The organism is Xanthomonas hortorum, from assembly GCF_011305375.1.
Classification (GTDB): Bacteria; Pseudomonadota; Gammaproteobacteria; order Xanthomonadales; family Xanthomonadaceae; genus Xanthomonas; species Xanthomonas hortorum_E.
The window spans coordinates 1-24,234 of the sequence record NZ_VCME01000027.1; the positions used below are offsets into that span (position 1 = coordinate 1).

The following is a 24,234-nucleotide window of genomic DNA, read 5'->3' on the forward strand; positions in this document are numbered from 1 at the left end:
GGTTACTCAAACTCCACCAAGCTTCGCCCGCACCCTCATCCGCCCCTGCGGGGCACCTTCTCCCGAGGGGAGAAGGGAGTAACGCCTCCATAAACCATCCCTGCTGTTCGACCACTGGAATGCTGTAATCCCCTCAGCGCTACCTGAGCGGGTAGCAATGCCGGCCGGCCAGCCCCATCTCTTGCACATCATTCATTCCCCGGAGTCATCCGATGACGCCCATTTCCGTGCTCGACCTGGCGCCGGTCTGCGAAGGCAGCGACACCACCCACGCCTTCGCCAACATGCTCGATCTGGCCCAGCACGCCGAGCGCTGGGGCTATCAGCGTTATTGGCTGGCCGAGCACCACAACATGCCGGGCATCGCCAGCGCGGCCACTGCGGTGCTCATCGGTCATGTGGCCGGTGGCACCAAGACCATCCGCGTCGGCGCTGGCGGCATCATGCTGCCCAACCATGCGCCGCTGCAGGTGGCCGAACAGTTCGGCACGCTGGCGTCGTTGTATCCGCAGCGCATCGACCTGGGCCTGGGCCGCGCGCCCGGTACCGACCAGCCCACCGCGCGCGCCTTGCGCCGCTATTTCGACAGCGCCGATCACTTCCCGCAGGACGTGGCCGAGCTGCTGCGCTACTTCGCACCGGCGGTGCCGGGGCAACTGGTGCAGGCCGTGCCGGGCGCCGGGCTGGACGTGCCGATGTGGTTGCTGGGCTCCAGCCTGTTCAGTGCACGGCTGGCCGCAGCGATGGGCCTGTCGTTCGCGTTCGCCTCGCACTTCGCACCCGACGCGATGGACGAAGCCGTGGCGATCTACCGCCGCGAGTTCCGCCCGTCCGCACAGTTGGCCAAGCCGCACGTGATGCTGGCCTTGAACGTGGTGGCCGCCGAGACCGAGGCGCAGGCGCGCCGCCTGTTCACCACCCAGCAGCAGAGTTTCGTGAACCTGCGTCGCGGCAAGCCGGGCAAGATTCCCGCGCCGATCGACGATATCGACAGCTTCTGGCAGCCGCACGAACGTGCCGGTGTGGAGCGTGCGTTGGCCTGCACGGTGCTCGGCGACGCCGAGCAGATCGCGCAGGGCGTGGCCGAGTTCATCGATCGCCACACGCCGGACGAGCTGTTGTTCACCGCCAACATCTACGACCATGCCGCGCGTCTGCGCTCGTTCGAAATCGCCGCCATCGTCTGCCGCGAACTGGACGTGACCACTGCGTGATTCACGTCGCTTTGCGCGGCGATCCGCTCAGATGCGTGCACATCCATTGGGAAGACCAGCATGCACCTTCAGCAACGCAGCGAGAGCATCAAGCAGTTGGCGGAATTGATCGGCGGCGTGGACATTGCGATGTTCACCACCGTCTCGGCCGACGGCAAGTTGGTGAGCCGGCCGTTGGGCACGCAGGAAGTCGAGTTCGATGGCGATCTGTGGTTCGCCACCGCTGCCGATAGCCCGAAGGTGGCAGAGATTGCCGCCGACCCGCGCGTCAATGTGGCGTACGCCTCGGCGTCGAAGAACAGCTATGTGTCGGTCGCCGGTACCGCGCGCGTGGTCAATGACCGCGCCAAGATCGATGAACTCTGGTCGCCGGCAATGAAGGTGTTTTTTCCGGGCGGCAAGGACGACCCCAACCTGCGTCTGATCCACGTGCGTGCCGAATCGGCCGAATACTGGGATGGCCCGAGCGGGCTGCTGGGCAAGGCGCTGTACTTCGTGATGACGGCAGTCACCGACGACACGGGCAGCCTGTCAGACAACCGTGTGGTCGATCTGAAGTAACCGCGACCGGGCAGGTGTGCCGATCGTCTCGCGCATCAGCGCCAGGCGACCGGCCACCAATCGCGCACCAGATCCAGCAGCTGGTCGGAAGTGACCCCGAACACCGCCACCGACACCAGCGCCGCCGCCCAGCCCACCAGCAGCAACGCGCCATCGCGCTCCAGCAGGGCAAGCGCGAACAACAGCAGGATCAGGCCGAAAATGTAGTTGGTGAACGGGATCGGCAGCGTCAGCAAGATGCCGACCAGCACCAGTAGCAAGCCGGTGAACACCTGCGCCGGGATACGATCCAGCATGCCGTGCAGACGCGGCTTGAGCAGCCGGTCCAGGCGCTGCAGCGTTGGTGCAAGCCGCGCAACGAAACGCTGGCTGGTACTGCGGCGCGGCCCACGATCGCCGATGAAACGCGGCACCCACGGCTTGCGCAGGCAGCACATCATCTGCACGCCGATCAAGACCGTCAGCGGGCCGCTGATGCCACCGGCCACGCCGGGAATCGGGATGAAAGAGGGCAGGATCGCCAGAAACAGAAACACGCCGAACGCGCTCTGCTGCAGATCGGCCAGAATCTCGCGTACACGCAACACATGATTCGGGTCGCCTTCGCTGAAGGCCGCCAGCAGGCTGCGGATGCCTTCGTTGCGATACCGCATGTGTTCGCCGCCGGAACCATCGGATGGCGGCGCGCCGTTATCCGACGATGTCATCGCTGTCCTCATCGCCGATGCGGCTCAGCAACAGCTTGTCCACGCGCGCGCCATCCAGATCCACGATCTCGATGCGCCAGCCGGCCCAATCGAAGAATTCGCCGGCCTGCGGAATACGTCCGAAGTAGTAGATGCACAGCCCGGCGAGCGTGTGGTAATCGCCTTCATCGGCCTCGGGCAATTCGGCGCCCAGCACTTCGCGCAGTTCTTCCACCGGCAGCGAGCCGTCGATCAGTAACGAACCGTCGGCGCGCGTGATCACCAGCGCGTCTTCGTCGGTGTTTTCCACCGCCTGCAAACGGCCGACCACTGCGCCCATCAGGTCGCTGATGGTCACCAGGCCGCGGATTTCGCCATATTCGTCGACCACCAGCGCCATCGACTGCTGTTCTTCGCGGAAGATCTCCAGCAGCTTCATCGCATGCGTGGATTCGGACACGAACAAGGTGTCGCGCAGCGCCTGGAACAGGTTCTCGCCGTGCCCGCCCATGCGCGTGACCAGCGATTTGACTTCCAGCACGCCGGCGATGTCCTGGTCGCTGCCGCGATACACCGGGTAACGCGAGAATTCGTGCTCGCGCATCATCTGCAGGTTGCGTTCCGGCTCGGCGTTGGCATCCAGCCAGGCGATGCGGTTACGCGGCGTCATCAGGCTGTCAGCGGTGCGGTCGCCCAGCCGCATCACCCGGTTCATCATGTCGCGCTCGTGCGCGTCGATCACGCCGGCCTCGTGGCTTTCGGCCACCAGCATGCGGATCTCTTCTTCGGTCACCGATGCCGATTCGTCCTTGCCCATGCCCAGCATGCGCAGCACCAACCGGGTCGAGCGCGCCAACACCCACACGCCGGGTGCGGCAATCTTTGCCAGCCACGCCATCGGCACCGCGACCACGCCGGCAATGTCTTCTGAATTGCGCAGCGCCAGCCGTTTGGGGACCAGTTCGCCGAAGATCAGCGTCAGGAAGGTGATCAAGGCTACCGCCAGCGTGCTGCCGATTACCGCCGAATACGGTTTGGGGTCGCCAACCAGCGAGAAAGTGGCCGACAGCGCGGGGAAGGCCAACTGCAGCCGCTCGCCGATCGCCTCGCCGATGGCTTCGCCGCCGAACAGGCCGGTCAGGATGCCGATCGAGGTGATGCCGATCTGCACCGTGGACAGAAAGTTTTCCGGGCTTTCGGCCAATGCCAGGGCTCGCGCGGCGCGCTTGCTGGAGCCGGCCATCTGCTTCAGGCGGCTCTTGCGCGAGGTCATCAGCGACATCTCCGACATGGCGAAGAAGCCGTTCAACAAAATCAGCGCGATAACGATCAGAAACTCAACCACGGGCGTCTTCCCCGGTCAGTGAAGGGGAGGGCGGGCGAGCACTAGGTTGGCCGGCGCGCACGAGGGCGGGGCGGCAACGGGAGGGTAGGGGGTCGTCTTCCATAGGGTGCACCCGAAGGCGCGCGAGCATGTTAGCAAACCGCAGGGTGGTTCGAGCCGGGAAATGCGCATGTGAAGGCCGCCCCAGGCACCGAGATATCCAGACACGTCATGGAACGGTCATAATTCGCCCTCGGCGTCCGTCTCTCCCTCGACGGCAGGAAGTTCTTCACCCATGTTCTCGTTGCAGACCATCTTCGGTTCCGGCAAGCAGTTCTATGCGCTTCTGAACGAAGCGGCGCAGGCCGCCTACGACAGCACCAAGGCCTTGCACGCCATGATGCGCACGTCCGACCGCCAACCCGCGCTGGACGCCTTCAAGCTGGCCCGCCTGCGCGAACGCGCCGCCTCGGACAAGATCGGCCAGGCGCTGGTGGACAGCTTCATGACCCCGATCGAGCGCGAGGACATCGAAGCGCTGGGTTCGGCGCTGTACAAGATCCCCAAGCAGGTCGAGAAATTCGCCGACCGCTATTCGCTGGCCACCAAGCATCTGGAGCACATCGACTTCGCGCCGCGCGCGGCGATGCTGGAACAGGCCGCTGCGGTGGTGGTGGAGATGGTGACTGACCTGCCGCAGATGAACATCGATCGTATGACCGCGCTCAACGACAAGCTGCGCATGCTGGAAAACGAAGCCGACCGGCTGATGCTCGAGCTGTATCGCGACATCTATTCCGGCCGCCTGGACACGCTGCAGATGTTCCTGCTCAAGGAATTCTTCGAGATTCTGGAAAAGGCCATCGATCGTTGCCGCGAGGCAGGGGTGGTGGTGTACCAGATCGTGCTGAAGAACAGCTGAGGTCGCCGCGTGCTTACCTTAGTTCTGGTGGTGATCTTCGCTGCCCTGGTGTTCGAGTTCATCAACGGCTTTCACGACACCGCCAACTCCATCGCCACCGTGGTCGCCACCAAGGTGTTGTCGCCGGGTTGGGCGGTGATGCTGGCCGCCGGCATGAACCTCATCGGCGCGCTCACCGGCACCGCCGTGGCGCTGACGATTGCTTCCGGCCTGCTCAACACCAACGTGGTCGAGGTCACCCCGCAGGTGATTCTGTGCGCGCTGCTGGGCGGCATCATCTGGAACCTGATCACCTGGTGGAAGGGCCTGCCGTCGTCGTCCTCGCACGCCTTGATCGGCGGTCTGTGCGGCGCCGGCCTGGCTGCGGCGCACAACAACTGGGACGCGCTGATCTGGTCGGAGAACATCGGCAACTGGGCCAAGAACAAGGGCCTGTTGTGGAAGGTGTTCGTGCCGATGATCACCTCGCCGATCGCCGGCTTCCTGCTCGGCATCGTGGTGATGCTGCTGCTGTGGGCGATCATCGCCGGCATGGCCAAGCTCGGCGGGCCGATCGGCCGGCTGGCGCGTCCGCGCTGGGTCAACGCCTTCTTCGGCAAGGCGCAGATCGCCTCGGCTGCCTACATGGGCTATGCGCACGGCCACAACGATGCGCAAAAGACCATGGGCATCATCGCCATGACCCTGATCGGCGCGCAGTCGGCCGGTGCACTGGACGATCTGCCGAGCTGGCTGAGCTTCCTGCATCCGGGTACCGGCATTGGAGCCGGCGACGGCATCCCGATGTGGATCGTGCTGACCTGCGCGGTGGTGATGGCCGCCGGCACCGCCTCGGGCGGCTGGAAGATCATCAAGACGCTCGGCCACAAGATGGTCAAGCTGCACCCCATCCACGGTTTTGCCGCAGAAACCAGCTCGGCGACCGTGCTCACCGTGGCCGCGCATTTCGGCATGCCGGTATCGACCACGCACAGCATTTCCACCGCGATCATGGGCGTGGGCTTTGCCAAGAATCCACGCTCGCTGCGGCTGGGCGTGATCGAGCGCATCGTCTGGGCCTGGATTTTGACCATCCCGGCCGCCGGCGGCGTGGCGTATCTGATCCTGCGTTGTTTCGAATGGTTTGGCTGGACCTGAGTGCTGTCGTAGCCTGGTCACCTCGGTCGGCGACGATGCGGCGCTGGTTGCGGGTGGTCCTGTTGCAGGTCATCCCGCTCGACACTGATGTTCTAACGCGTTCTGCCTGAGGAAAACGCGCCGATGATGCTTGCGCTGGTGTGCGTGTTGTTCCTGCTGTCCTGGCTGATCGGCCGCCGACGCTGGCGGCGCAGCGCACGCGCGCTGGCGGCGGCCACGTTGGCGTTGCTGCTGCTGGTCGGCTGCGGTCCCTTGTCGAGCTGGATGCTGCACGGCTTGCAGCAGACCGGCGTCAACGATTTCAACGACTGGCGCGCGCGCAACATGATCGTGTTGCTGGGCGCGGGCACGGTGCGGCCCGATGGCCCGGATGCCACCGCCGAAGCGAACATGTTTGCTTACGGCCGCATCGTCGAGTCGGCGCGGCTGTATCGGCAATGCCGCGCGCATGGCGGCGACTGCAAGATCGAGATCAGCGGCGGCGACGCGCGCGGACTGGGCCTGTCCGAAGCGGTGGTGTATCGAAAGGTGCTGATCGGGATAGGTATCGATCAGGCCGATCTGATCATGGAGCCCTCCAGCATGAACACCTGGCAGAACGCGCAGTTCAGCCAGCCGTTGCTGCGCAAGTACCGTGCCGATCGGGTGGTGCTGGTGTCCTCTGCCACGCATCTGCGCCGCGCCGAACTCTACTTCCGTCACTTCGGCATCGAGGCCACGCCGGTGCGCTCGGACTGGTTGACCGCATCCTGGGCCTGGTTGCCGCAGAGCTACAACTTCACCGTGGCCGATGTCGCCTTGCACGAGTATCTGGGCATTGCGCGCTACCGGGTCTACGAGTGGTTGGGCTGGAATGTGAAGGCCACGCTGCCCGGGGAGTTGTGAGCGGGGATTCGGGATTGGGAATTCGGGATTCGAGATTCGAGATTCGGAATTCGAGATTCGGAATTCGAGATTCGGAATTCGAGATTCTTAAAAGCCGGCGTGCGTCCTGGTGTGCGCGGCTGATTTATTTCCAACATTGCTTGGTGCCGTTGAGAGCTCGACGGGAGCAACGCATGCGCGGCGGCTGGGAGAAGTAACGGCTCAGCACGGTGGTTTTGCGACTACTGCGCATTCGCTTGCTGCAACCGGCCTGCAGCATCGCCAGCCGCGTGTGCGGCCGGCGATGCTTGCGCTCAGCGTGTTTCATACATCGCCTTGACGTCGTTGCGGAATGCGGTCTGGCTGTCGGCGCGGTTGTAGAACATGTGGCCGCCCGGATACTCGCGCACCTGCACACGTTTCGGGTCGTTGCCCATCGCCGGCATCTGATCCACCGTCAGCACCGAGCCCATGAACGGGCAGGAGAGATCGTTCCAGCCGTGCGCGATCAACACGCGCAGTTTCGGGTCGATGGCCACCGATTGGCGCAGTTGCGTTACCGCGCCCTTGCGCAGTTCGTCGTTCCAGTCCCACAGCTTGTTGACGTCGTAATTGAGCGCCTGATAACGCGCGTCGACCTTCCAGCCGACCACGCGGGTGACGAAGTCCACCATCGCGGTGGTGGTCGGCGCGATGATGCTGTCCAGCAACGGGTCGTTGGCGCGTTGCTCCGGATCGTTCGGGAACGGGTCGAACGCGGTCACGTTGGAGTCGTAACGGCTACCCAGTTCGCCCTTGTCGCGAAACACCTCGCGCAGATACGCCTGCGTTTCCAGGCGTCCGCCGGAGCGCCGCACATAGGCAGGATCCAGCCCGGTCATGCGCGTGACCTGCTGCAGCATCGCCTCGCTGGCCTGCGGGTCGGCGCGTCCTTTCATCAGCGCCACCGCGTAGTCGCCGCGGGTGTAATCGATCACCTCGCGCATGGCGCTGTCGCTGAGCTTGCCCTGGCGCTCCAGATGCGCGGCGGCGATCGAGGGCAGCGTCATCATCCATGCCAGTGGCGACACATCGCTGTTGTCGTCCAGGGTCGGATTGAGATATGGCGACACCAGCACCACACCGTTCATCGCTACCCCCAGCCGGGTCTGCAGGTAATGGGTGATGCGCGGGCCGCGGAAGCCGCCATAGCTTTCGCCCACCAGGTATTTACGCGCCTGCAGACGACGGTTCTTGAGCAGCCAGTCGTAGACCACGCGCGAGAGGTATTCCACGTCGGCCTGCGGGTTGTAGAACTGCTTCTTGGCCTCGTCGTCGCCGATCAGGGAGCGGCTGAAGCCGGTGCCGACCGGGTCGATGAACACCAGATCGGTAAAGTCCAGCCAGGTGCCGGGGTTGTCGCGCAATGCCGCCGGTGCCGAGGCGCTATCGCCTTCTGCGCCGAAACCCACCACCTTCGGCCCGATCGCGCCCATGTTCAGATACACCGACGACGCGCCGGGCCCGCCGTTCAATGCGAACGTGACTGGCCGGTCCTTTCCATCCACGGTGTAGGCGGTGAATACCACTTCGCCGGTGGTCTTGCCTTGCGCGTCGCGTACCGGCAGCGTGCCGACGGTGGCGGTGTAACTCAGCGTCCGGCCGGCCACGCGCGTGCTCTGACGCACGCTGGCATCGGCCGGCAACGGCGCAGGCTTGGATGCCGCTGCGTCGGGTTTTGCATCGCTTTTGGCGTCGCTTTTACTATCGTTTTTATCTGGCGCAGCGGCCAGCGCCGTCCCGCTGAGCAGGACACAGGCCAGCAGGCCGGCATGGAGAAAAGAGGGCATGGCGATCGAGGTTCGAACAGGGGAGCGACGATGCTAGGCCCCGGCAGCGCTCGGTGGATGTGCACAAAGGCATGTGTGTCGCGTTGACCGATGTGGCTTGCCTGGCCTAGGGCAGTATGTGCCGCGGCAGGCAGCCGTCTGACCCAAGGGGTGAGGTTTGCGCAGTCCGCTGAAAGTAAGCATTGACGTCAAAGAAAATCTATAGCACACCCTTCTCCCCTCGGGAGAAGGTGCCCCGCAGGGGCGGATGAGGGTACGGGCGAAGCCTCGTGTCATCCATTACAGAGTGGCTTCGCCCCGTACCCTCACCCCAACCCCTCTCCCGGCGGGAGAGGGGCTTTAACTTCCGATGTTTTTACCCTTTCCGTATCTTTTAGACTTCCAGCGACGCCAGATCGCCCTTGCTCTCAAGCCACTGCTTGCGATCGCCAGCGCGCTTCTTCGCCAGCAACATATCCATCAACGAACGCGTCTGTTCGCCGTCGTCGATGGTCAGCTGCACCAGCCGGCGCGTGTCCGGATGAATGGTCGATTCGCGCAGCTGCTGCGGATTCATCTCGCCCAGGCCTTTGAAGCGTGTAACGCTGACCTGGCCCTTGATCTTCTCGCGCGCGATCTTGTCCAGCAGCGTGGTCTTTTCTTCCTCGTCCAGCGCGTAGAACACCTGCTTGCCCACGTCCACACGGAACAGCGGCGGCATCGCCACGAACACGTGTCCAGCCGCCACCAATGCCGGGAAATGCCTGAGAAACAGCGCAGTCAACAAGGTCGCGATATGTAAACCATCGGAGTCGGCGTCGGCCAGGATGGTGACCTTGCCGTAGCGCAGCCCGCTGATGTCGTCCTTGCCCGGGTCGCAGCCGATCGCGATCGCCAGGTTGTGCACTTCTTCGGACGCCAGAACGCTGCCCGAGGCCACTTCCCAGGTGTTGAGGATCTTGCCGCGCAGCGGCAGGATCGCCTGAAAATCCTTGTCGCGCGCCTGCTTGGCCGAGCCGCCGGCCGAATCGCCTTCGACCAGGAACAATTCGGTGCGCGACAGGTCCTGGCTGATGCAATCGGCCAGCTTGCCGGGCAGGGCCGGGCCCTGGGTGACCTTCTTGCGGACGATCTGCTTTTCGGTCTTCAACCGCGCACTGGCACGGTCGATGGCGATCTGCGCGATCTTCTCGCCGATCTCCACGTTCTGATTGAGATACAGGCTGAAGGCATCGTGCGCGGCGCCTTCGATGAAACCGGCGGCCTGGCGCGAGGACAGACGCTCCTTGGTCTGCCCGGAAAATTGTGGGTCGGTCATCTTCAGGCTGAGCACGAAGGTGACCCGGTCCCACACATCTTCCGGTGCCAGCTTGACCCCGCGCGGCAGCAGGTTGCGGAAGTCGCAGAACTCGCGCAACGCATCGGTCAGGCCCGAACGCAGGCCGTTGACGTGGGTGCCGTGCTGCGCGGTCGGAATCAGGTTGACGTAGCTTTCCTGTACCAGTTCGCCTTCCGGCACCCAGGCCGCAGCCCAGTCGACGATCTCGGTGTCCTTCTTCAGGCTGCCTGCAAACAGGTCGGCCGGCAGCATCTCGTGCTCGGCCATCTCGCCTTTCAGATAGTCGCGCAGGCCGTTTTCGAAGTACCAGCTGTCCTGCTCGCCGGTCGCCTCGTCGTGCAGCTTGACGGTTAGCCCCGGGCACAGCACCGCCTTGGCGCGCAGCAGATGACGCAACGCGCGCACGTTGAACTTGGGCGTGTCGAAGTACTTCGGATCGGCCCAGAAGCGCAGCCGCGTGCCGGTGTTCTTCTTGCCGACGGTGCCGACCACTTCCAGCTTGGAGGCGGCGTGGCCGTCGCGGAACTCCATGCGGTGCTCGCTGCCTTCGCGCTTGATGAACAGCTCGACCTTGGTCGAGAGCGCATTGACCACGCTCACGCCCACCCCGTGCAAGCCGCCGGAGAAGGTGTAGTTGCGGTTGTTGAATTTGCCGCCGGCATGCAGCCGGGTCAGGATCAGTTCCACACCGGGAATCTTCTCTTCCGGGTGCATGTCCACCGGCATGCCGCGGCCGTCGTCGGACACCTCGCAGCTGCCGTCCTTGAACAAGGTCACTTCGACCTGCTTGGCGTGACCGGCCAGCGCCTCGTCGACCGAGTTGTCGATCACTTCCTGCGCCAGATGGTTCGGGCGCGCAGTGTCGGTGTACATGCCAGGACGGCGTTTGACCGGGTCCAGGCCCGACAGCACTTCAATATCGGCGGCGTTATAACGGGTGTTCATGCATCTCTTGGCACGTGAAACGACGCGCAAGTGTGGGGGCAGAACCGTTTTTTTGCACGCGACAGGCGTTCAGTGCAGGGCGGGGTGCGGCTGGATACCCTGGCGTTGGATTCGGAACCAAACGTCCCCACCTGAGGATGTCACCGAAACCGGAGGACACCATGAAGTTCAAGCACATTCTGATGCTCACCCTGGGTGCGGCCGCAGTGGCGGCGCTTCCTGCCATGGCCCAGGCCGCTCCGCAGCAGACCGGTCAGGGCGCCGCCGCGCAGAAGGCCGACGACGCCAAGGCCAAGACCGAAGCCGAGCGCAAGGCAGAGCGCCGTGCCGCAGCTGCCGCGCAGAAGCCCAAGGCCGATGCCGCGCTGCCCGAGGAAGAGGAAGAAAAGAAGCCGGCGCGCTGATCGCGCTGCGCATCGGCTGGCTTCACATCGGTCATCTGCTCCACAAACGCCCCGGCCTAGATCGGGGCGTCTGCATTTGCGACCCACGCGGCGCGCGTTTGTCACTGCGTGATCGCAGCGGCGTCACGCAACCCTTGGGCATTCGTCCGTCACCCGCTAAACTATGGCTTTCCGGGAGGCTTCAAGCCCCATGACCCCCCTGATTTTTGTTACAGGCGGCGTAGTGTCCTCGTTGGGTAAGGGCATTGCGGCCGCTTCGCTTGCGTCCATTCTTGAAGCGCGTGGCCTGAAGGTCACGATGATGAAGCTGGACCCGTACATCAATGTGGACCCGGGCACGATGAGCCCGTTCCAGCACGGCGAGGTCTATGTCACCGACGACGGTGCAGAGACCGATCTGGATCTGGGCCACTACGAGCGCTACGTGCGTACGCGCCTTTCGCGCAAGAACTCCGTCACCACCGGCCGGATCTACGAGAATGTGATCCGCAAGGAGCGCCGCGGCGATTATCTGGGCGCCACTGTGCAGGTGATTCCGCATATCACCGACGAGATCCGTCGTTGCATCGACGAGGCCACCGCAGGTTTCGATGTCGCATTGATCGAGATCGGCGGCACCGTAGGCGACATCGAGTCGCTGCCGTTCCTGGAAGCGATCCGCCAGGTGCGCACCGAGCGCGGCGCCGAAAAGGCCATGTTCATGCATCTGACCCTGGTGCCGTACATCGCTGCTGCCGGTGAGTTGAAGACCAAGCCGACCCAGCATTCGGTCAAGGAACTGCGCTCGATCGGCATCCAGCCGGACGTACTGCTGTGCCGCTCCGAGCAGGCAGTGCCGGATTCGGAGCGCCGCAAGATCGCGTTGTTCACCAACGTCTCCGAGCGCGCAGTGATCAGCTGCCCGGATATCGACGTGCTGTACGGCATGCCGCTGGAACTGCGCCGCCAGGGCCTGGACGAGTTGGTCATTGATCAGTTCAAGCTGCGCGACAAGGTCGCCGCGGCCGATCTCTCCGAATGGGCTGCGGTAGTGGATGCGGTTAAGCATCCGCTGGACGAAGTCACCATTGCGGTGGTCGGCAAGTACGTCGATCACCAGGACGCCTACAAGTCGGTGGCCGAAGCATTACGGCACGGTGGCCTGCGCCAGCGCACCAAGGTCAATCTGAAGTGGCTGGAAGCGCAGGATCTGGAAGGCAGCGACATGGCCGCCTTGCAGGACATCGACGGCATTCTGGTGCCGGGCGGTTTCGGCGATCGCGGCTTCGAAGGCAAGGTGCAGACTTCCAAGTACGCGCGTGAGCACAAGGTGCCGTACTTCGGCATCTGCTACGGCATGCAGGCGGCGGTGGTGGACTATGCGCGCCATGTCGCCAATCTGGATGCGGCCAACAGCACCGAGAACGATCGCCAGTCGCCGCACCCGGTGATCGGCCTGATCACCGAATGGCGCACCGCCACCGGCGAAGTCGAAAAGCGCGACGAGAAGTCCGATCTGGGCGGCACCATGCGGCTGGGTCTGCAGGAGCAGCGCCTGAAGCCGGGCACGCTGGCGCGCGAGGTATACGGCAAGGACGTGGTGGCAGAGCGGCATCGTCATCGCTACGAGTTCAACAACCGCTACCGCACCCAGCTGGAAGATGCCGGCCTGGTGATTTCCGGCAAGTCGATGGACGACACGCTGGTGGAAATGGTGGAGCTGCCGCGCGAGACGCACCCGTGGTTCCTGGCCTGCCAGGCGCACCCGGAATTCCTGTCCACACCACGCGACGGGCACCCGCTGTTCATCGGCTTCGTGCGCGCCGCGCGCGAAAAGAAGGCGGGCGGCAAGTTGTTGAAGGAAGCGCGCGCGTGAAATTTTCCTTCTCCCATCGGGAGAAGGTGGCGCGAAGCGCCGGATGAGGGGCGCCGCAGTAAACCGGAAGATGGCAACCATGACGAACGCGTCGCCACGCGCCAGCCAGGGCAAACCATCGGGCTTCACCTGCGCTTCCCCAACCTTACCCTCACCCCAAACCCCTCTCCCGGTGGGAGAGGGGCTTAATCAATAGGTGACCTGATGAAACTGTGTGACTTCGAAGTTGGCCTGGATCAGCCGTTGTTCCTGATCGCCGGCCCCTGCGTGATCGAGTCGATGCAGCTGCAGCTCGACGTGGCCGGCAAGCTCAAGGAGATCACCGGCAAGCTGGGGATCAACTTCATCTTCAAGTCGAGCTTCGACAAGGCCAACCGCACCTCCGGCACCAGCTTCCGCGGCCCTGGCCTGGAAGAGGGCTTGAAGGTGCTGGCTGCGGTGAAGCAGCAGATCGGCGTGCCGGTGCTGACCGACGTGCACGAATACACCCCGATGAACGAGGTCGCCGCCGTCGTCGACGTGTTGCAGACCCCGGCTTTCCTGGTGCGCCAGACCGACTTCATCAAGAACGTCTGCGCGGCCGGCAAGCCGGTCAACATCAAGAAGGGCCAGTTCCTGGCGCCGTGGGACATGAAGCCGGTGGTCGACAAGGCCAAGTCGACCGGCAACGAGCAGATCATGGTCTGCGAGCGAGGCGCCTCGTTCGGCTACAACAATCTGGTCAGCGACATGCGCTCGCTGAGCGTCATGCGCGACACCGGCTGCCCGGTCGTCTTCGATGCCACCCATTCGGTGCAGCTGCCGGGCGGGCAGGGCACCAGCTCCGGCGGCCAGCGCGAGTTCGTGCCGGTGCTGGCGCGCGCTGCGGTGGCGGTGGGTATCTCCGGGCTGTTCGCCGAAACCCATCCGGATCCATCCAAGGCGCTGTCCGATGGCCCCAACGCGTGGCCGCTGGACCGCATGGAGGAACTTCTCGAAACCCTGATGGAACTGGATGCCGTCACCAAGAAGCACGGGTTCGCGCGCTTCGCATGAGTTCCGATCCCTGGGCGCTGGCCGCGTCGCGCCGCCAGCGTCGGCAGTGGCGCCACTGGCCTTGGGGCTGGATCGCGCTGGTCGCATCGATCACCGCGTGGGCGTGCATGGCCGCGATGACGGTGCTGGTCGCTGCCAGCATGGGCATGCCGGGCGACGGCGACCATGCCATGCGGGCCACGCGGGTGCCAATGCTGGTCACGCTGCTGCTGGCCGCGGTAGCGATCACAAGTTGCCTGATCGCCGGCCCGCTGGCGTTGCGGCTGGCTCGCCAATCCGGCGCAGCGATCGTTGCGCTGGTGTTGCTGTCGGTCTTGCTGCTGCTTTCTGGTTTACCGCTGCTGGGCTTGATGGCCTAGCGGCATGTTCGCCGGCCTGTCGCGTGCGGCGGCTGAATGCGATTTGGCAATGTGCCGGTGTGCGGCGATAATCCCGCAGCTTGTTTCCGGTGTACTTCCCCCCTTACTGGTAACCGATCGTTCCTATGACCACTATCGCCAAGATCCTCGCCCGCGAAATCCTCGACTCCCGCGGCAATCCCACGCTGGAGGCCGAAGTCACGCTGGAAGACGGCTCGTTCGGCCGCGCCGCTGTGCCCTCGGGCGCCTCGACCGGCACCAAGGAAGCGGTGGAACTGCGCGATGGCGACAAGACCCGCTACCTGGGCAAGGGCGTGCTGCACGCGGTGCAGAACGTCAACGGCACCATCGCCGAGACGCTGAAGGGCTTCGATGCGGCCGACCAGCAGGGCTTGGACCGTCGCCTGATCGATCTGGACGGCACCGAGAACAAGGGCCGCCTGGGCGCCAACGCGCTGCTGGGCGTTTCGCTGGCCGCCGCGCATGCCGTGGCCGCCTCGCGCAAGCAGCCGCTGTGGCAGTACCTGTCCACCATCACCGAATCCGATGTGTCGCTGCCAGTGCCGATGATGAACATCATCAACGGCGGCGCGCACGCCGACAACAACGTCGACTTCCAGGAGTTCATGGTGCTGCCGGTCGGTTGCAGCTCGTTCTCCGAAGCGCTGCGTGCCGGTACCGAAATCTTCCACGCGCTCAAGTCGGTGCTCAAGGGCCACGGCCTGAGCACGGCAGTGGGCGATGAAGGCGGCTTTGCGCCGGACTTCCGCAGCAATGTCGAAGCGCTGGACACCATTCTCGAAGCGATCGGCAAGGCGGGCTACACCGCAGGCGAAGACATCCTGCTGGGCCTGGACGTGGCCTCCAGCGAGTTCTACGACAACGGCAAGTACAACCTGGTCGGCGAGAACAAGCGCCTGACCAGCGAGCAGTTCGTCGACTTCCTGGCCGACTGGGTTGCGCAGTACCCGATCATCAGCATCGAAGACGGCCTGGCCGAGGACGACTGGGCCGGCTGGAAGCTGCTCACCGACCGTGTCGGCAAGAAGGTGCAGCTGGTCGGCGACGATCTGTTCGTCACCAATCCGAAGATCTTCAAGCAGGGCATCGACTCGGGCACCGCCAATGCGATCCTGATCAAGGTCAACCAGATCGGCACGCTGACCGAGACGCTGGAAGCCATCGCGATGGCGCATGCGGCCAACTACGCCTCGATCGTTTCGCACCGCTCGGGCGAAACCGAGGACACCACCATTGCCGACATCGCCGTGGCCACCACCGCCACGCAGATCAAGACCGGCTCGCTGTGCCGCAGCGATCGCGTCGCCAAGTACAACCAGTTGCTGCGCATCGAGCAGGCGTTGGGTTCCGGCGCACGCTATGCCGGCCGCGACGCGTTCGTTTCGATCAAGCGATAAGCCGTGCGCAACTGGCGCTGGCTACTGCTGGTGCTGGCGGTGCTGCTGGCTTGGCTGCAGTACCGCTTCTGGTTCGGGCCTGGGAATTCCGGCGAAGTCATGATGCTGGAAGCCCAGGTCGCGCATCAGACACAGGACAACGAAGGTCTGCGCCAACGCAACCAGGCGTTGGCAGCAGAGGTGAAGGACTTGAAGGACGGCGAGGCGGCAATCGAGGAACGCGCGCGTAGCGAGCTGGGCATGATCAAACCGGGCGAGACGTTCTATCGCGTGGTCGAAGATGCACCGCCGCTGCCGCCCGCAGTGGCCGCGCCGTCGATCGAACCTGAGGCGCCCGCTGCAACCGCTCCGGCGGAACAGCCATGACCGGTTCGATCTGGGCGATCGTGCCGGCCGCCGGGCGCGGCACGCGCTTTGGTGGACAGACCCCCAAACAATATCTGCATGCTGCTGGTCAGCCTTTGATGGCTTACACGCTGGCGGCACTGGCAGCGCATCCGGTGGTGGCCGGAATTGTCGTGGCGATCGCGCCCGACGATGCCGACTGGCCGGGTTGGACGGCGGTGCAGTCCAAGCCGGTGTTGACCTGCGTGGGCGGCGTGACCCGCGCCGCATCGGTGCTGGCTGGATTGCTGGCCTTGCCCGAGAGCGTGCGCGCCGACGACTTTGTACTGGTGCACGATGCCGCACGTCCCAATCTGGCGCTGGCCGATCTGGAGCGCTTGCTGGAAATCGGTCGCGGCGACCCGGTTGGCGCGATCCTGGCCGCACCGGTGCGCGATACCCTCAAGCGGGCCGGCGACGATGGCGGCATCGATGCCACCGAGCCGCGCGAGCGTCTGTGGCGCGCGCTGACCCCACAGCTGTTTCGCCGCCATCAACTGATCCGTGGCCTTACCGAAGCATCGGCCGCTGGTGTCGACGTGACCGACGAGGCGATGGCGATGGAACGGTTGGGATTGCGTCCGTTGTTGGTGGAAGGTGCCGAGGACAACTTCAAGGTGACCACGCCGGTGGACCTGGCACGCTTCGAATTCGAACTGGCACGCCGCGGCGTGGCGGTGGATGCCGAATTAGTGGCCACACGCAACGATGCGGTGTTTGCCGGTGCCAATCACGACGTCAATACGCTTTAGAGCGGCTGTCGAACGATTGCCAGGCCGGTTTGCGGAACCGGCAGTGTAGGCCACTCGTACACTGCGCTCTCTTTGCAACGTCCATGCCGACCTAAACGACAGCTTGCTCCCTGTTGCTGGGCACTCTCACTCACCACGGATTTTCCATGTCTTTCAATGTTCGAATCGGTCAGGGCTACGACGTGCATGCGTTCGGTGCGGGCGACCACGTGATGCTGGGCGGGGTGCGCGTGGCGCACAGCCATGGCGTGCTCGCGCACAGCGATGGCGACGTGGTGCTGCACGCGCTATGCGATGCGATGCTGGGCGCGCTGGCGCTGGGCGATATCGGCCAGCATTTCCCGCCGTCCGACGCGCGCTGGAAGGACGCCGACAGCGCGCAGTTCCTGCAGCACTGCGATCACTTGCTGCGCGAGCGTGGCTGGCGCGTGGGCAATGCCGACATCACCGTGATCTGCGAGCGCCCCAAGATCGGCCCGCATGCGCTGGCAATGCGCGAACGCATCGCCGGGCTGCTGGCGATCGAGCTCGATGCGGTCAGCGTCAAGGCCACAACCAGCGAGCAACTCGGCTTCACCGGTCGCAGCGAAGGCATCGCTGCGCAGGCGGCGGTGTTGCTCGGCAGGATCGCCGCCTAACTAGCGACCAACAAAACCACTGCGCTCATCGTCAGGCGGTCGCGGCAGGTGCTCTGTACAGCATGTAGCACGCGCACCCTGCGGTTCCGAGCGTGCCGTCCACACTCACCTGACGCCTGCCGGCCAGGTTTTTAGCCGCTCTAACTCGCAGTCACGCACGCCGGGCTCGCCTCGACGTTGCAACGCGACACCACCGCGCCGAGGCACTCGGCACACAGCGCACGACACGTCGGCGCGAAGGTAACCACAGCATGAGCGACACCTCTCTCCTGCCGCGCGCGCATGGCGCTGCGGTCCTTGGCGCAGCAATGCGCAGCACGCCCGAAGATTTTCAGGTCGATGAGCTGCCTGCATTCGAAGCCTCCGGCGAAGGCGAGCACCTGTTGCTCAGCGTGCGCAAACGTGGCCAGAACACCGCGTATATCGCCAAGAAACTTGCGCTGTGGGCGGGCATTGCGGAAATGGGCGTCAGCTACGCCGGCTTGAAGGATCGCCATGCGGTGACCACGCAGCGTTTCAGCGTGCATCTGCCCAAACGTATCGCGCCGGACATCGCTGCGCTCGACGACGACGAAATGCAGGTGGTCGACAGCACCTGGCACAACCGTAAGCTGCAACGCGGCGCGCTGCACGGCAATCGCTTTGTGTTGACGCTGCGCCAGGTGCAGGGCGAACGCGGCGCGATCGAGCAACGCTTGCAGGCGATCGCTGCACGCGGCATTCCCAACTGGTTTGGCGAACAACGCTTTGGTCGCGATGGCGGCAACGTGGCATCGGCGTTGGCGATGTTCGGCTACATGCAGGATGCCGAGGGGGCTTTGGTGCCGGCACCGAAGCGGCGTCTGCGCAACGATCAACGTTCGATATTGCTGTCGGCGGCGCGCTCGGCACTGTTCAATCGCGTGCTCACTGCACGCGTGGAGCAGGGCAGTTGGGACGCCGCGCTGGAGGGCGAGGCCTGGATGCTGGATGGCTCACGCAGCGTGTTCGGTCCCGAGCCGTGGAGCGAGGTGCTGGCCGAGCGTCTGGCGCGTTTCGATATCCATCCCAGTGGCCCGTTATGGGGCGTGGGCGAACTGCGTTCGACCGGCCAGGCTGCAGCAGTGGAGCGGGGCGCGTTGTCCGATCCGCAATCCGAGGCGCTGCGGATCGGTCTGGAAGCCGCTCGCTTGAAGCAGGAGCGCCGCGCCTTGCGTTTGCGCCCGCAAGGATTGGACTACCGCTGGCTGGATGCGCAGACCCTGCAGGTCGAATTCGCACTGCCGCCAGGCTGCTACGCTACCGCGGTGCTGTGGGAGCTGGGCGAGGTGATTGACGCAGGGCGCGGCATGGCCAATGTCCGTTCCGACACTTGAGTTTTGCGTCGTGCGGCGACGCGCAGCGCAAACAAACGTTGCCGGAGCCGAGGCGTTGTAGGAGCGGCCCTGGCCGCGACGGGCGTTACCGATAAAACCGAACAATGCGCCAGCGCATCTTCCCTAGCGCCGCGCCAACAACACCAACAACGCCCCCGTGCCGCCTTGCGTGGCCGGCGCCGAATGAAACGCCAGCACATCGTTGCGCTGGCGCAACAGACGGTCCATCAGATTCTTCAACACCGGCGCGCCGTTGTCCGACTGCAGGCCCTTGCCGTGGATGATGCGCACGCAGCCATGTTCGTGCGCATGCGCATCGAGCAGGAACTGCCGCAACAACGACTCGGCTTGCGCTGCGGTGGCGCCATGCAGATCTAGTTCGTCCTGGATCGAGAACTGGCCGCGCTTGAGCCGCTGAAACAAGCGGGTGGGAAGATTCTCGCGCCGATAACTGGCGGTGTCGCCCGCCTCCAACGGCGCGCTGTCGCGCAGCAGACGTGCGAATTCGGTGTGCGCTTCGGCGTCGTCGCGCTCGGCCATGCGCGCGCGCGGCTTCGGGCGCGGTTTGGCGTTGGCCGGGGGGGCGACTTCACGAATCGGCTTGACCGCGCCAATCGCTGCGCGGAACAACGCGCCGTCGTCTTCGTCTTCAGGATGCGACATGGTCACAGCGTAACGTGCCCAACCTCAGGTGCAAGCGAAGATCAAGCGCGAAGGCGAGGGACGCATCCGGTATCATGACCCGGTTTTCCGAGGAGTCCCATGCGCGTACTGGTTAGCAACGACGACGGTGTCGACGCCCCCGGCATCCAGATTCTGGCCGAGGCGCTGCGGCGTGCCGGTCATGAAGTGATGGTGGTCGCCCCCGACCGCGACCGCTCCGGCGCCAGCAATTCGCTGACGCTGGACGTGCCGATCCGCACCCGCCGCATCGATGCGCAGACCTGCGCGGTGGCCGGCACGCCGACCGACTGCGTGCATCTGGCGCTGACCGGCATGCTCGATTACGACCCGGACATCGTGGTTTCCGGCATCAACAACTCGGCCAATCTCGGCGACGACGTGATCTATTCGGGCACCGTGTCGGCCGCGATGGAAGGCCGCTTTCTCGGCTTGCCCGCAGTGGCGGTCTCGTTGGTGACGCACAACCATGAAGCGCATCACTATGAAACCGCCGCGCGCGCAGCGGTTGAAATCGTGGCGCGCCTGAAGTCCGACCCGCTGCCCGCCGACACCATTCTCAACGTCAACGTGCCGGATCTGGCATGGTCGGATGTGCTCGGTTTCGAAGTCACCCGGCTCGGCAACCGCCACCGTTCCGAGCCCTGCGTGCCGCAACGCGATCCGCGCGGCCGCACCGTGTACTGGATCGGCCCGGCCGGTCCCGAGCAGGACGCCGGTGCCGGCACCGATTTCCACGCCGTGCGCACCGGGCATATCTCGATCACCCCGATCCATGTCGACCTCACCCGCTATCAGGCGCTGGAAACCGTCGCTGGCTGGGTGGGTGGCCTGACCGCCGCACTGGACGCACCGGCATGACGCCGAGGCTGCGTCTGCTGCAACCGGAATCGGTCGGGATCGGCATGACCTCGCAACGCGTGCGCGACCGGCTGGTCGAGCGCCTGCGCGAGGCCGGCATCCAGGACGAGGCCACGCTCAACGCGGTGCGTACCGTGCCGCGGCATCTGTTCATCGATGAAGCGCTGGCCTCGCGCGCCTACGAAGACACCGCATTGCCGATCGGCCACGGCCAGACCATCTCGCAGCCCTGGGTGGTCGCGCGCATGACCGAGGCGGTGCTGCAGGTCGGCCCGACCAAGGTGCTGGAAGTGGGCACCGGCTCCGGCTATCAGGGCGCGATCCTGGCCGCGCTGGGCCTGGAGGTCTACACCGTCGAGCGCATCGGCGACCTGCTACGGCAGGCGCGCAAGCGCTTCCGGCATCTGGGCATGAACGTGCGCAGCAAGCACGACGACGGCCGCATCGGCTGGCCCGAACACGGCCCCTACGACGCCATCGTGGTCACGGCTGCCGCCCCGGCGATGGTCGATGCGCTGGTCGATCAACTGGCGGTCGGCGGGCGGCTGGTCGCCCCGGTCGGCGGCGCTTCGTCACAGTCGCTGGTGCAACTCACACGCGGTGCCGATGGCGCGATCGAACAGCAGGTTCTGGCGCCGGTCACGTTCGTCCCGCTGTTGTCGGGCATGCTGGATTGAATCCATGAGAGTTCCTCGATGAAGATCTTCGGGCCGTTGTACGACGTGGCCATTCGTTGGTCGCGCAATCGGCGCGCACCCGCGCTGCTGACCGGTCTCAGTTTCGTGGAGGGCTTCATCTTCCCGGTGCCGCCGGAAGTGATGCTGGCGCCAATGTCGCTGGCCGAGCCCAAGCGTGCGTTATGGTTCGCCACCTTGAGCCTGATCGGCTCGGTATGCGGCGCGCTGGTCGGCTACCTGCTCGGCCATTTCGCCTTTGCCGCGTTGCAGCCGGTGATCGAATGGCTGGGCTGGAGCGTGAAGATCCAGGCGCAGATCGAGATGCTGCGCGCGCTGGTGGCCGAGTCGCCGTGGAAGGCCTTCTGGGCGCTGGTGCTGGTGGGCTTCACCCCGATCCCGCTGAAGATCTTTACCTGGGCTTCGGGCGTGGTCGGTGTGCCGATCCTGCCCTTCATCGCCAGCATGCTGGTGGGGCGCGGCAAGCGCGTGTATCTGGTGGCCGGCGCGATCCGGCTGGGTGGGGCGCGTGCCGAGGCCGCGCTGCATCGCTGGATCGAGCCGCTGGGCTGGGTGGCCATGGCCGTCCTGGCTGCGGGCGCAGGGTGGTTGGTGTGGAAGACAATGAACGGATGAGCACGTTGCAGATGAATTCGGTACGTAAGACAGCAGTCATGCTTGTGGTCGCAGCCGGGCTGACCGCCTGCAGCAGTGCCACGGTGGTGCGTTCGCCTGGAGCCGGCGGCGGTTCGTCGTCCTCGCGTCCGTCTACGGCTGCGCGTGCATCGGTGCCGCGCCCAGGTGCAACCGTCACCGTCCAGCGTGGCGACACGCTGTACGCCATTTCGCGCAGGACCAATATCACTGCGCCGGATCTGGCCGCCTGGAACGGGCTGTCTTCACCGAACACCATCTATCCCGGCCAGACGCTCAAGCTGTATCCGGGTAGTGCCAGCAGGCCGGGCAGCAGCACCTCGACGGCCGGCACGGTGGTTCCGCCGCGGCCGACTGCACCGATCGCTGCGCCTGTCAGTAGTGGATTCCAGTGGCGCTGGCCCGCTGACGGCGTGGTGGTCGGCACCTTCGTCGCCGGCGAGACCACCAAGCAGGGCGTGGATATCGCCGGTGCCAGCGGGCAGGCGGTACGTGCCGCCGCAGATGGTGTGGTGGTCTATTCCGGCGCTGGCCTGGTCGGCTACGGCGAGCTGATCATCATCAAGCACAACGACCAGTGGCTGTCCGCCTATGGGCACAACCGCAAGCGCCTGCTCAACGAAGGCCAGAGCGTGAAGGCCGGCCAGCAGATCGCCGAGATGGGCCGCAGCGGTGCCGCCCGCGACATGCTGCACTTCGAAATTCGCTACAACGGCAAGCCGGTCGATCCGCTGCTGTACTTGCCGAAGAAGTGATTCGGGAGTGGTGATTCGGGATTCGCAACGGCAACCGCAACGGCGCCGGGCTGTCAGCGCTGCTTACAAGGCGCTGACAGCGGCTGGGAAATCGTTTGAGGCGTCGCTGCAGCTGTTGACGTGAGAGCGGCATCTGCTCCAGCCCGCATTTACGAATCCCCCAATCCCGACTCCCTAATCCCGTCCCTCAAGAATCATCGCCAACGCCACCCGGCGGCCTTCGCTGGCCAGCACGTTGTAGGTGCGCGCCGCGGCCGCATTGGTCATCGCTTCCAGCCCGATGCCGCGTGTCAGGCAGGCCGCCAGGACGTCGGTGGTCGGAAACTGCTGGCGCTCGCCGGTGCCAAGCAGGATCACCGCCGGGGCCAGCGCCAGCACCGCGTCCATATGCCCCGCCTTGAGCTGTTCCAGGCTGGGCACCGGCCAGCGTTCGACAAGTTCATCGGGCATCAGGATGAAGCTCTGCTGCAAAATTCGCTCATTCACCTTGGCATGGCGGCCATCGGCCGCGCGCAGCGCATAGGTGTAGTCGGGATGTTCCTGGCTTAAAGGCATAACGAACTCGTCAGGTCAGCCGCGCGGCAACACGATCTGGCGCTTTTCCTTGCTGGGGCGGTAAAGAATGGCGACATGGCCGATCCGCTGCACCAGCGCGCTGCCGGTCTTTTGAGTAATGTCGGCAATCATGGCGTCGCGGGCTTCGCGATCCTCCGATGCCACCTTCACCTTGATCAGTTCGTGGCGCTCGAGCACTTCCTCGAGTTCGGCCAGAAATGCCGGCGTGACCCCTTTGCCGCCGGTTTGCAGCAGTGCTTTGAGATCGTGGGCCTGGCCGCGCAGGAAACGGTTCTGGGCGGAGGTGAGAACAATGGACATGCAGGATCAAAGGGAAGTAAAGGGTGTTCAGGGTATCATGGCGACCCGTTCGGACCCCTTTGCCAATGCCCTCCCGCAGTAAAAGCAGCCAGCGCTGGCTCAAGGAACACTTCGCCGACCCTTACGTGAAGAAGGCTCAGGCCGAAGGCATGCGCTCGCGTGCCGCCTACAAGCTGGAGGAATTGCTTCAGCGCGACCGCCTGCTCAAGCCGGACATGGTGGTGGTCGATCTGGGCGCCGCGCCCGGCGGCTGGTGCCAGCAGGTGCGCAGGTCGCTCGGCGACACCGGCCGGGTACTGGCGCTGGACATCCTGGAGATGCCCCCGCTGGCCGGGGTGGAGTTCCTTCATGGCGACTTCAGGGAACAAGCCGTCCTATCGGAATTCGAAGCGATGTTGGGCGATGTGCCGGTGGACCTTGTTCTGTCCGATATGGCCCCCAATAAGAGTGGCATGGATGCGGTCGACCAACCGCGGATGATGCACCTGGCAGAACTGGCGATGGAATTTGCCGACAACCACCTCAAGACGGGTGGGGCATTTTTGATCAAGCTGTTCCAGGGTGTTGGATCCGACGACTACATTCGCGAGCTTCGCCGCCGCTATGAGAAGGTGACGATTCGCAAACCGGCGGCCTCGCGCAAGCGCTCCCCGGAAGTTTATGCGCTCGGTCAGGGCAAGCGTGCCCAGATCAAGTAAGCTGCCAATGACCACCGTGTTTCAAGAATTTGAAG

Annotated in this window: 26 protein-coding genes; 19 read left to right on the forward strand and 7 right to left on the reverse strand. The window is 64.6% G+C overall.

Annotated features, from left to right (window positions below; translation table 11 throughout):
- The first annotated feature begins 212 nt into the window (after window positions 1-212).
- Together FFY45_RS19790 and FFY45_RS19795 are read left to right on the forward strand one after the other, a co-directional pair.
- Complete coding sequence (locus tag FFY45_RS19790; protein ID WP_176341752.1) at window positions 213-1,214, forward strand: LLM class flavin-dependent oxidoreductase; 1,002 nt, start codon at window positions 213-215, stop codon at window positions 1,212-1,214.
- Between the two features lie 60 nt (window positions 1,215-1,274).
- Window positions 1,275-1,775 (forward strand): pyridoxamine 5'-phosphate oxidase family protein, encoded by a 501-nt coding sequence (locus FFY45_RS19795; RefSeq protein ID WP_176341753.1) that lies wholly within the window; start codon window positions 1,275-1,277, stop codon window positions 1,773-1,775.
- Between the two features lie 35 nt (window positions 1,776-1,810).
- Here FFY45_RS19795 and FFY45_RS19800 read toward each other — a convergent pair whose 3' ends face one another.
- Together FFY45_RS19800 and FFY45_RS19805 are read right to left on the reverse strand one after the other, a co-directional pair.
- A complete protein-coding gene (locus FFY45_RS19800; protein ID WP_176341754.1) occupies window positions 1,811-2,482 on the reverse strand; it encodes an exopolysaccharide biosynthesis protein in 672 nt (223 codons plus the stop codon).
- A complete protein-coding gene (locus tag FFY45_RS19805) occupies window positions 2,466-3,806 on the reverse strand; it encodes a hemolysin family protein (protein ID WP_104549333.1) in 1,341 nt (446 codons plus the stop codon). The genes FFY45_RS19800 and FFY45_RS19805 overlap by 17 nt, the downstream gene beginning before the upstream one ends.
- Before the next feature lie 274 nt (window positions 3,807-4,080).
- Here FFY45_RS19805 and FFY45_RS19810 point away from each other — a divergent pair, with 274 nt between their 5' ends.
- From FFY45_RS19810 to FFY45_RS19820, 3 genes are all read left to right on the forward strand, one after another.
- Window positions 4,081-4,707, forward strand: coding sequence for a DUF47 domain-containing protein (locus FFY45_RS19810; protein WP_006452783.1), 627 nt, complete (start codon window positions 4,081-4,083; stop codon window positions 4,705-4,707).
- Window positions 4,708-4,716: 9 nt separating this feature from the next.
- The gene (locus FFY45_RS19815) at window positions 4,717-5,844 is read left to right on the forward strand and encodes an inorganic phosphate transporter (RefSeq protein WP_006452782.1); all 1,128 of its coding nucleotides are present in this window, start codon (window positions 4,717-4,719) and stop codon (window positions 5,842-5,844) included.
- Window positions 5,845-5,967: 123 nt separating this feature from the next.
- Complete coding sequence (locus FFY45_RS19820) at window positions 5,968-6,729, forward strand: YdcF family protein (RefSeq protein WP_006452780.1); 762 nt, start codon at window positions 5,968-5,970, stop codon at window positions 6,727-6,729.
- 293 nt (window positions 6,730-7,022) lie between these two features.
- Here FFY45_RS19820 and FFY45_RS19825 read toward each other — a convergent pair whose 3' ends face one another.
- Together FFY45_RS19825 and parE are read right to left on the reverse strand one after the other, a co-directional pair.
- Window positions 7,023-8,537, reverse strand: a complete 1,515-nt coding sequence (locus FFY45_RS19825) for a S10 family peptidase (RefSeq protein WP_176341755.1) — start codon at window positions 8,535-8,537, stop codon at window positions 7,023-7,025.
- Between the two features lie 373 nt (window positions 8,538-8,910).
- Window positions 8,911-10,800 carry a DNA topoisomerase IV subunit B gene (parE, locus tag FFY45_RS19830; RefSeq protein ID WP_176341756.1) on the reverse strand — a complete coding sequence of 630 codons (1,890 nt, stop codon included), beginning with the start codon at window positions 10,798-10,800 and terminating at the stop codon, window positions 8,911-8,913.
- Window positions 10,801-10,961: 161 nt separating this feature from the next.
- On the opposite strand from parE, the gene FFY45_RS19835 reads away from it, so the two are divergent.
- The 9 genes from FFY45_RS19835 (at window position 10,962) to truD (ending at window position 19,000) form a co-directional block, all read left to right on the forward strand.
- Window positions 10,962-11,204, forward strand: coding sequence for a hypothetical protein (locus FFY45_RS19835; RefSeq protein ID WP_006453323.1), 243 nt, complete (start codon window positions 10,962-10,964; stop codon window positions 11,202-11,204).
- A gap of 190 nt (window positions 11,205-11,394) precedes the next feature.
- The gene (gene pyrG, locus FFY45_RS19840) at window positions 11,395-13,059 is read left to right on the forward strand and encodes a CTP synthase (protein ID WP_023903735.1); all 1,665 of its coding nucleotides are present in this window, start codon (window positions 11,395-11,397) and stop codon (window positions 13,057-13,059) included.
- A 204-nt stretch (window positions 13,060-13,263) separates the two neighbouring features.
- Window positions 13,264-14,094: a 3-deoxy-8-phosphooctulonate synthase gene (kdsA, locus tag FFY45_RS19845; RefSeq protein WP_176341757.1), complete on the forward strand. Its 831-nt coding sequence runs from the start codon at window positions 13,264-13,266 to the stop codon at window positions 14,092-14,094.
- A complete protein-coding gene (locus FFY45_RS19850) occupies window positions 14,091-14,453 on the forward strand; it encodes a hypothetical protein (protein WP_115038660.1) in 363 nt (120 codons plus the stop codon). Before kdsA ends, FFY45_RS19850 begins: the two co-directional genes overlap by 4 nt.
- Window positions 14,454-14,578: 125 nt before the next feature.
- Window positions 14,579-15,871 (forward strand): phosphopyruvate hydratase, encoded by a 1,293-nt coding sequence (eno, locus tag FFY45_RS19855; protein ID WP_006453319.1) that lies wholly within the window; start codon window positions 14,579-14,581, stop codon window positions 15,869-15,871.
- Window positions 15,872-15,874: 3 nt separating this feature from the next.
- Complete coding sequence (gene ftsB / locus FFY45_RS19860) at window positions 15,875-16,237, forward strand: cell division protein FtsB (RefSeq protein WP_006453318.1); 363 nt, start codon at window positions 15,875-15,877, stop codon at window positions 16,235-16,237.
- Complete coding sequence (gene ispD / locus FFY45_RS19865; RefSeq protein ID WP_006453317.1) at window positions 16,234-17,007, forward strand: 2-C-methyl-D-erythritol 4-phosphate cytidylyltransferase; 774 nt, start codon at window positions 16,234-16,236, stop codon at window positions 17,005-17,007. The genes ftsB and ispD overlap by 4 nt, the downstream gene beginning before the upstream one ends.
- A gap of 146 nt (window positions 17,008-17,153) precedes the next feature.
- On the forward strand, window positions 17,154-17,645 hold the full coding sequence (gene ispF, locus FFY45_RS19870) for a 2-C-methyl-D-erythritol 2,4-cyclodiphosphate synthase (protein ID WP_115038668.1): 492 nt from the start codon (window positions 17,154-17,156) through the stop codon (window positions 17,643-17,645).
- A 251-nt stretch (window positions 17,646-17,896) separates the two neighbouring features.
- Entirely contained in the window at window positions 17,897-19,000 is a 1,104-nt protein-coding gene (gene truD / locus FFY45_RS19875) for a tRNA pseudouridine(13) synthase TruD (RefSeq protein ID WP_176341758.1), read from the forward strand.
- Window positions 19,001-19,123: 123 nt separating this feature from the next.
- Here the strand turns inward: truD and FFY45_RS19880 are convergent, their stop codons facing one another.
- Window positions 19,124-19,663 carry a Smr/MutS family protein gene (locus FFY45_RS19880; protein ID WP_006453314.1) on the reverse strand — a complete coding sequence of 180 codons (540 nt, stop codon included), beginning with the start codon at window positions 19,661-19,663 and terminating at the stop codon, window positions 19,124-19,126.
- Window positions 19,664-19,762: 99 nt separating this feature from the next.
- On the opposite strand from FFY45_RS19880, the gene surE reads away from it, so the two are divergent.
- Genes surE through FFY45_RS19900 form a run of 4 tightly spaced genes read left to right on the forward strand, consistent with a single transcriptional unit; the run spans window position 19,763 to window position 22,625 of the window.
- A complete protein-coding gene (surE, locus tag FFY45_RS19885) occupies window positions 19,763-20,542 on the forward strand; it encodes a 5'/3'-nucleotidase SurE (protein WP_023903742.1) in 780 nt (259 codons plus the stop codon).
- A complete protein-coding gene (locus tag FFY45_RS19890) occupies window positions 20,539-21,219 on the forward strand; it encodes a protein-L-isoaspartate(D-aspartate) O-methyltransferase (RefSeq protein ID WP_176341759.1) in 681 nt (226 codons plus the stop codon). Before surE ends, FFY45_RS19890 begins: the two co-directional genes overlap by 4 nt.
- 18 nt (window positions 21,220-21,237) lie before the next feature.
- Window positions 21,238-21,852, forward strand: coding sequence for a YqaA family protein (locus FFY45_RS19895; protein WP_006453310.1), 615 nt, complete (start codon window positions 21,238-21,240; stop codon window positions 21,850-21,852).
- Window positions 21,849-22,625, forward strand: a complete 777-nt coding sequence (locus FFY45_RS19900) for a peptidoglycan DD-metalloendopeptidase family protein (RefSeq protein ID WP_176341760.1) — start codon at window positions 21,849-21,851, stop codon at window positions 22,623-22,625. The genes FFY45_RS19895 and FFY45_RS19900 overlap by 4 nt, the downstream gene beginning before the upstream one ends.
- A 174-nt stretch (window positions 22,626-22,799) precedes the next feature.
- Here the strand turns inward: FFY45_RS19900 and FFY45_RS19905 are convergent, their stop codons facing one another.
- Together FFY45_RS19905 and yhbY are read right to left on the reverse strand one after the other, a co-directional pair.
- Window positions 22,800-23,180: an Mth938-like domain-containing protein gene (locus FFY45_RS19905; RefSeq protein WP_176341761.1), complete on the reverse strand. Its 381-nt coding sequence runs from the start codon at window positions 23,178-23,180 to the stop codon at window positions 22,800-22,802.
- A 15-nt stretch (window positions 23,181-23,195) separates the two neighbouring features.
- Complete coding sequence (yhbY, locus tag FFY45_RS19910) at window positions 23,196-23,501, reverse strand: ribosome assembly RNA-binding protein YhbY (RefSeq protein ID WP_006453307.1); 306 nt, start codon at window positions 23,499-23,501, stop codon at window positions 23,196-23,198.
- Window positions 23,502-23,566: 65 nt separating this feature from the next.
- On the opposite strand from yhbY, the gene rlmE reads away from it, so the two are divergent.
- The gene (gene rlmE / locus FFY45_RS19915; RefSeq protein ID WP_043889169.1) at window positions 23,567-24,199 is read left to right on the forward strand and encodes a 23S rRNA (uridine(2552)-2'-O)-methyltransferase RlmE; all 633 of its coding nucleotides are present in this window, start codon (window positions 23,567-23,569) and stop codon (window positions 24,197-24,199) included.
- Window positions 24,200-24,234: the final 35 nt, after the last annotated feature.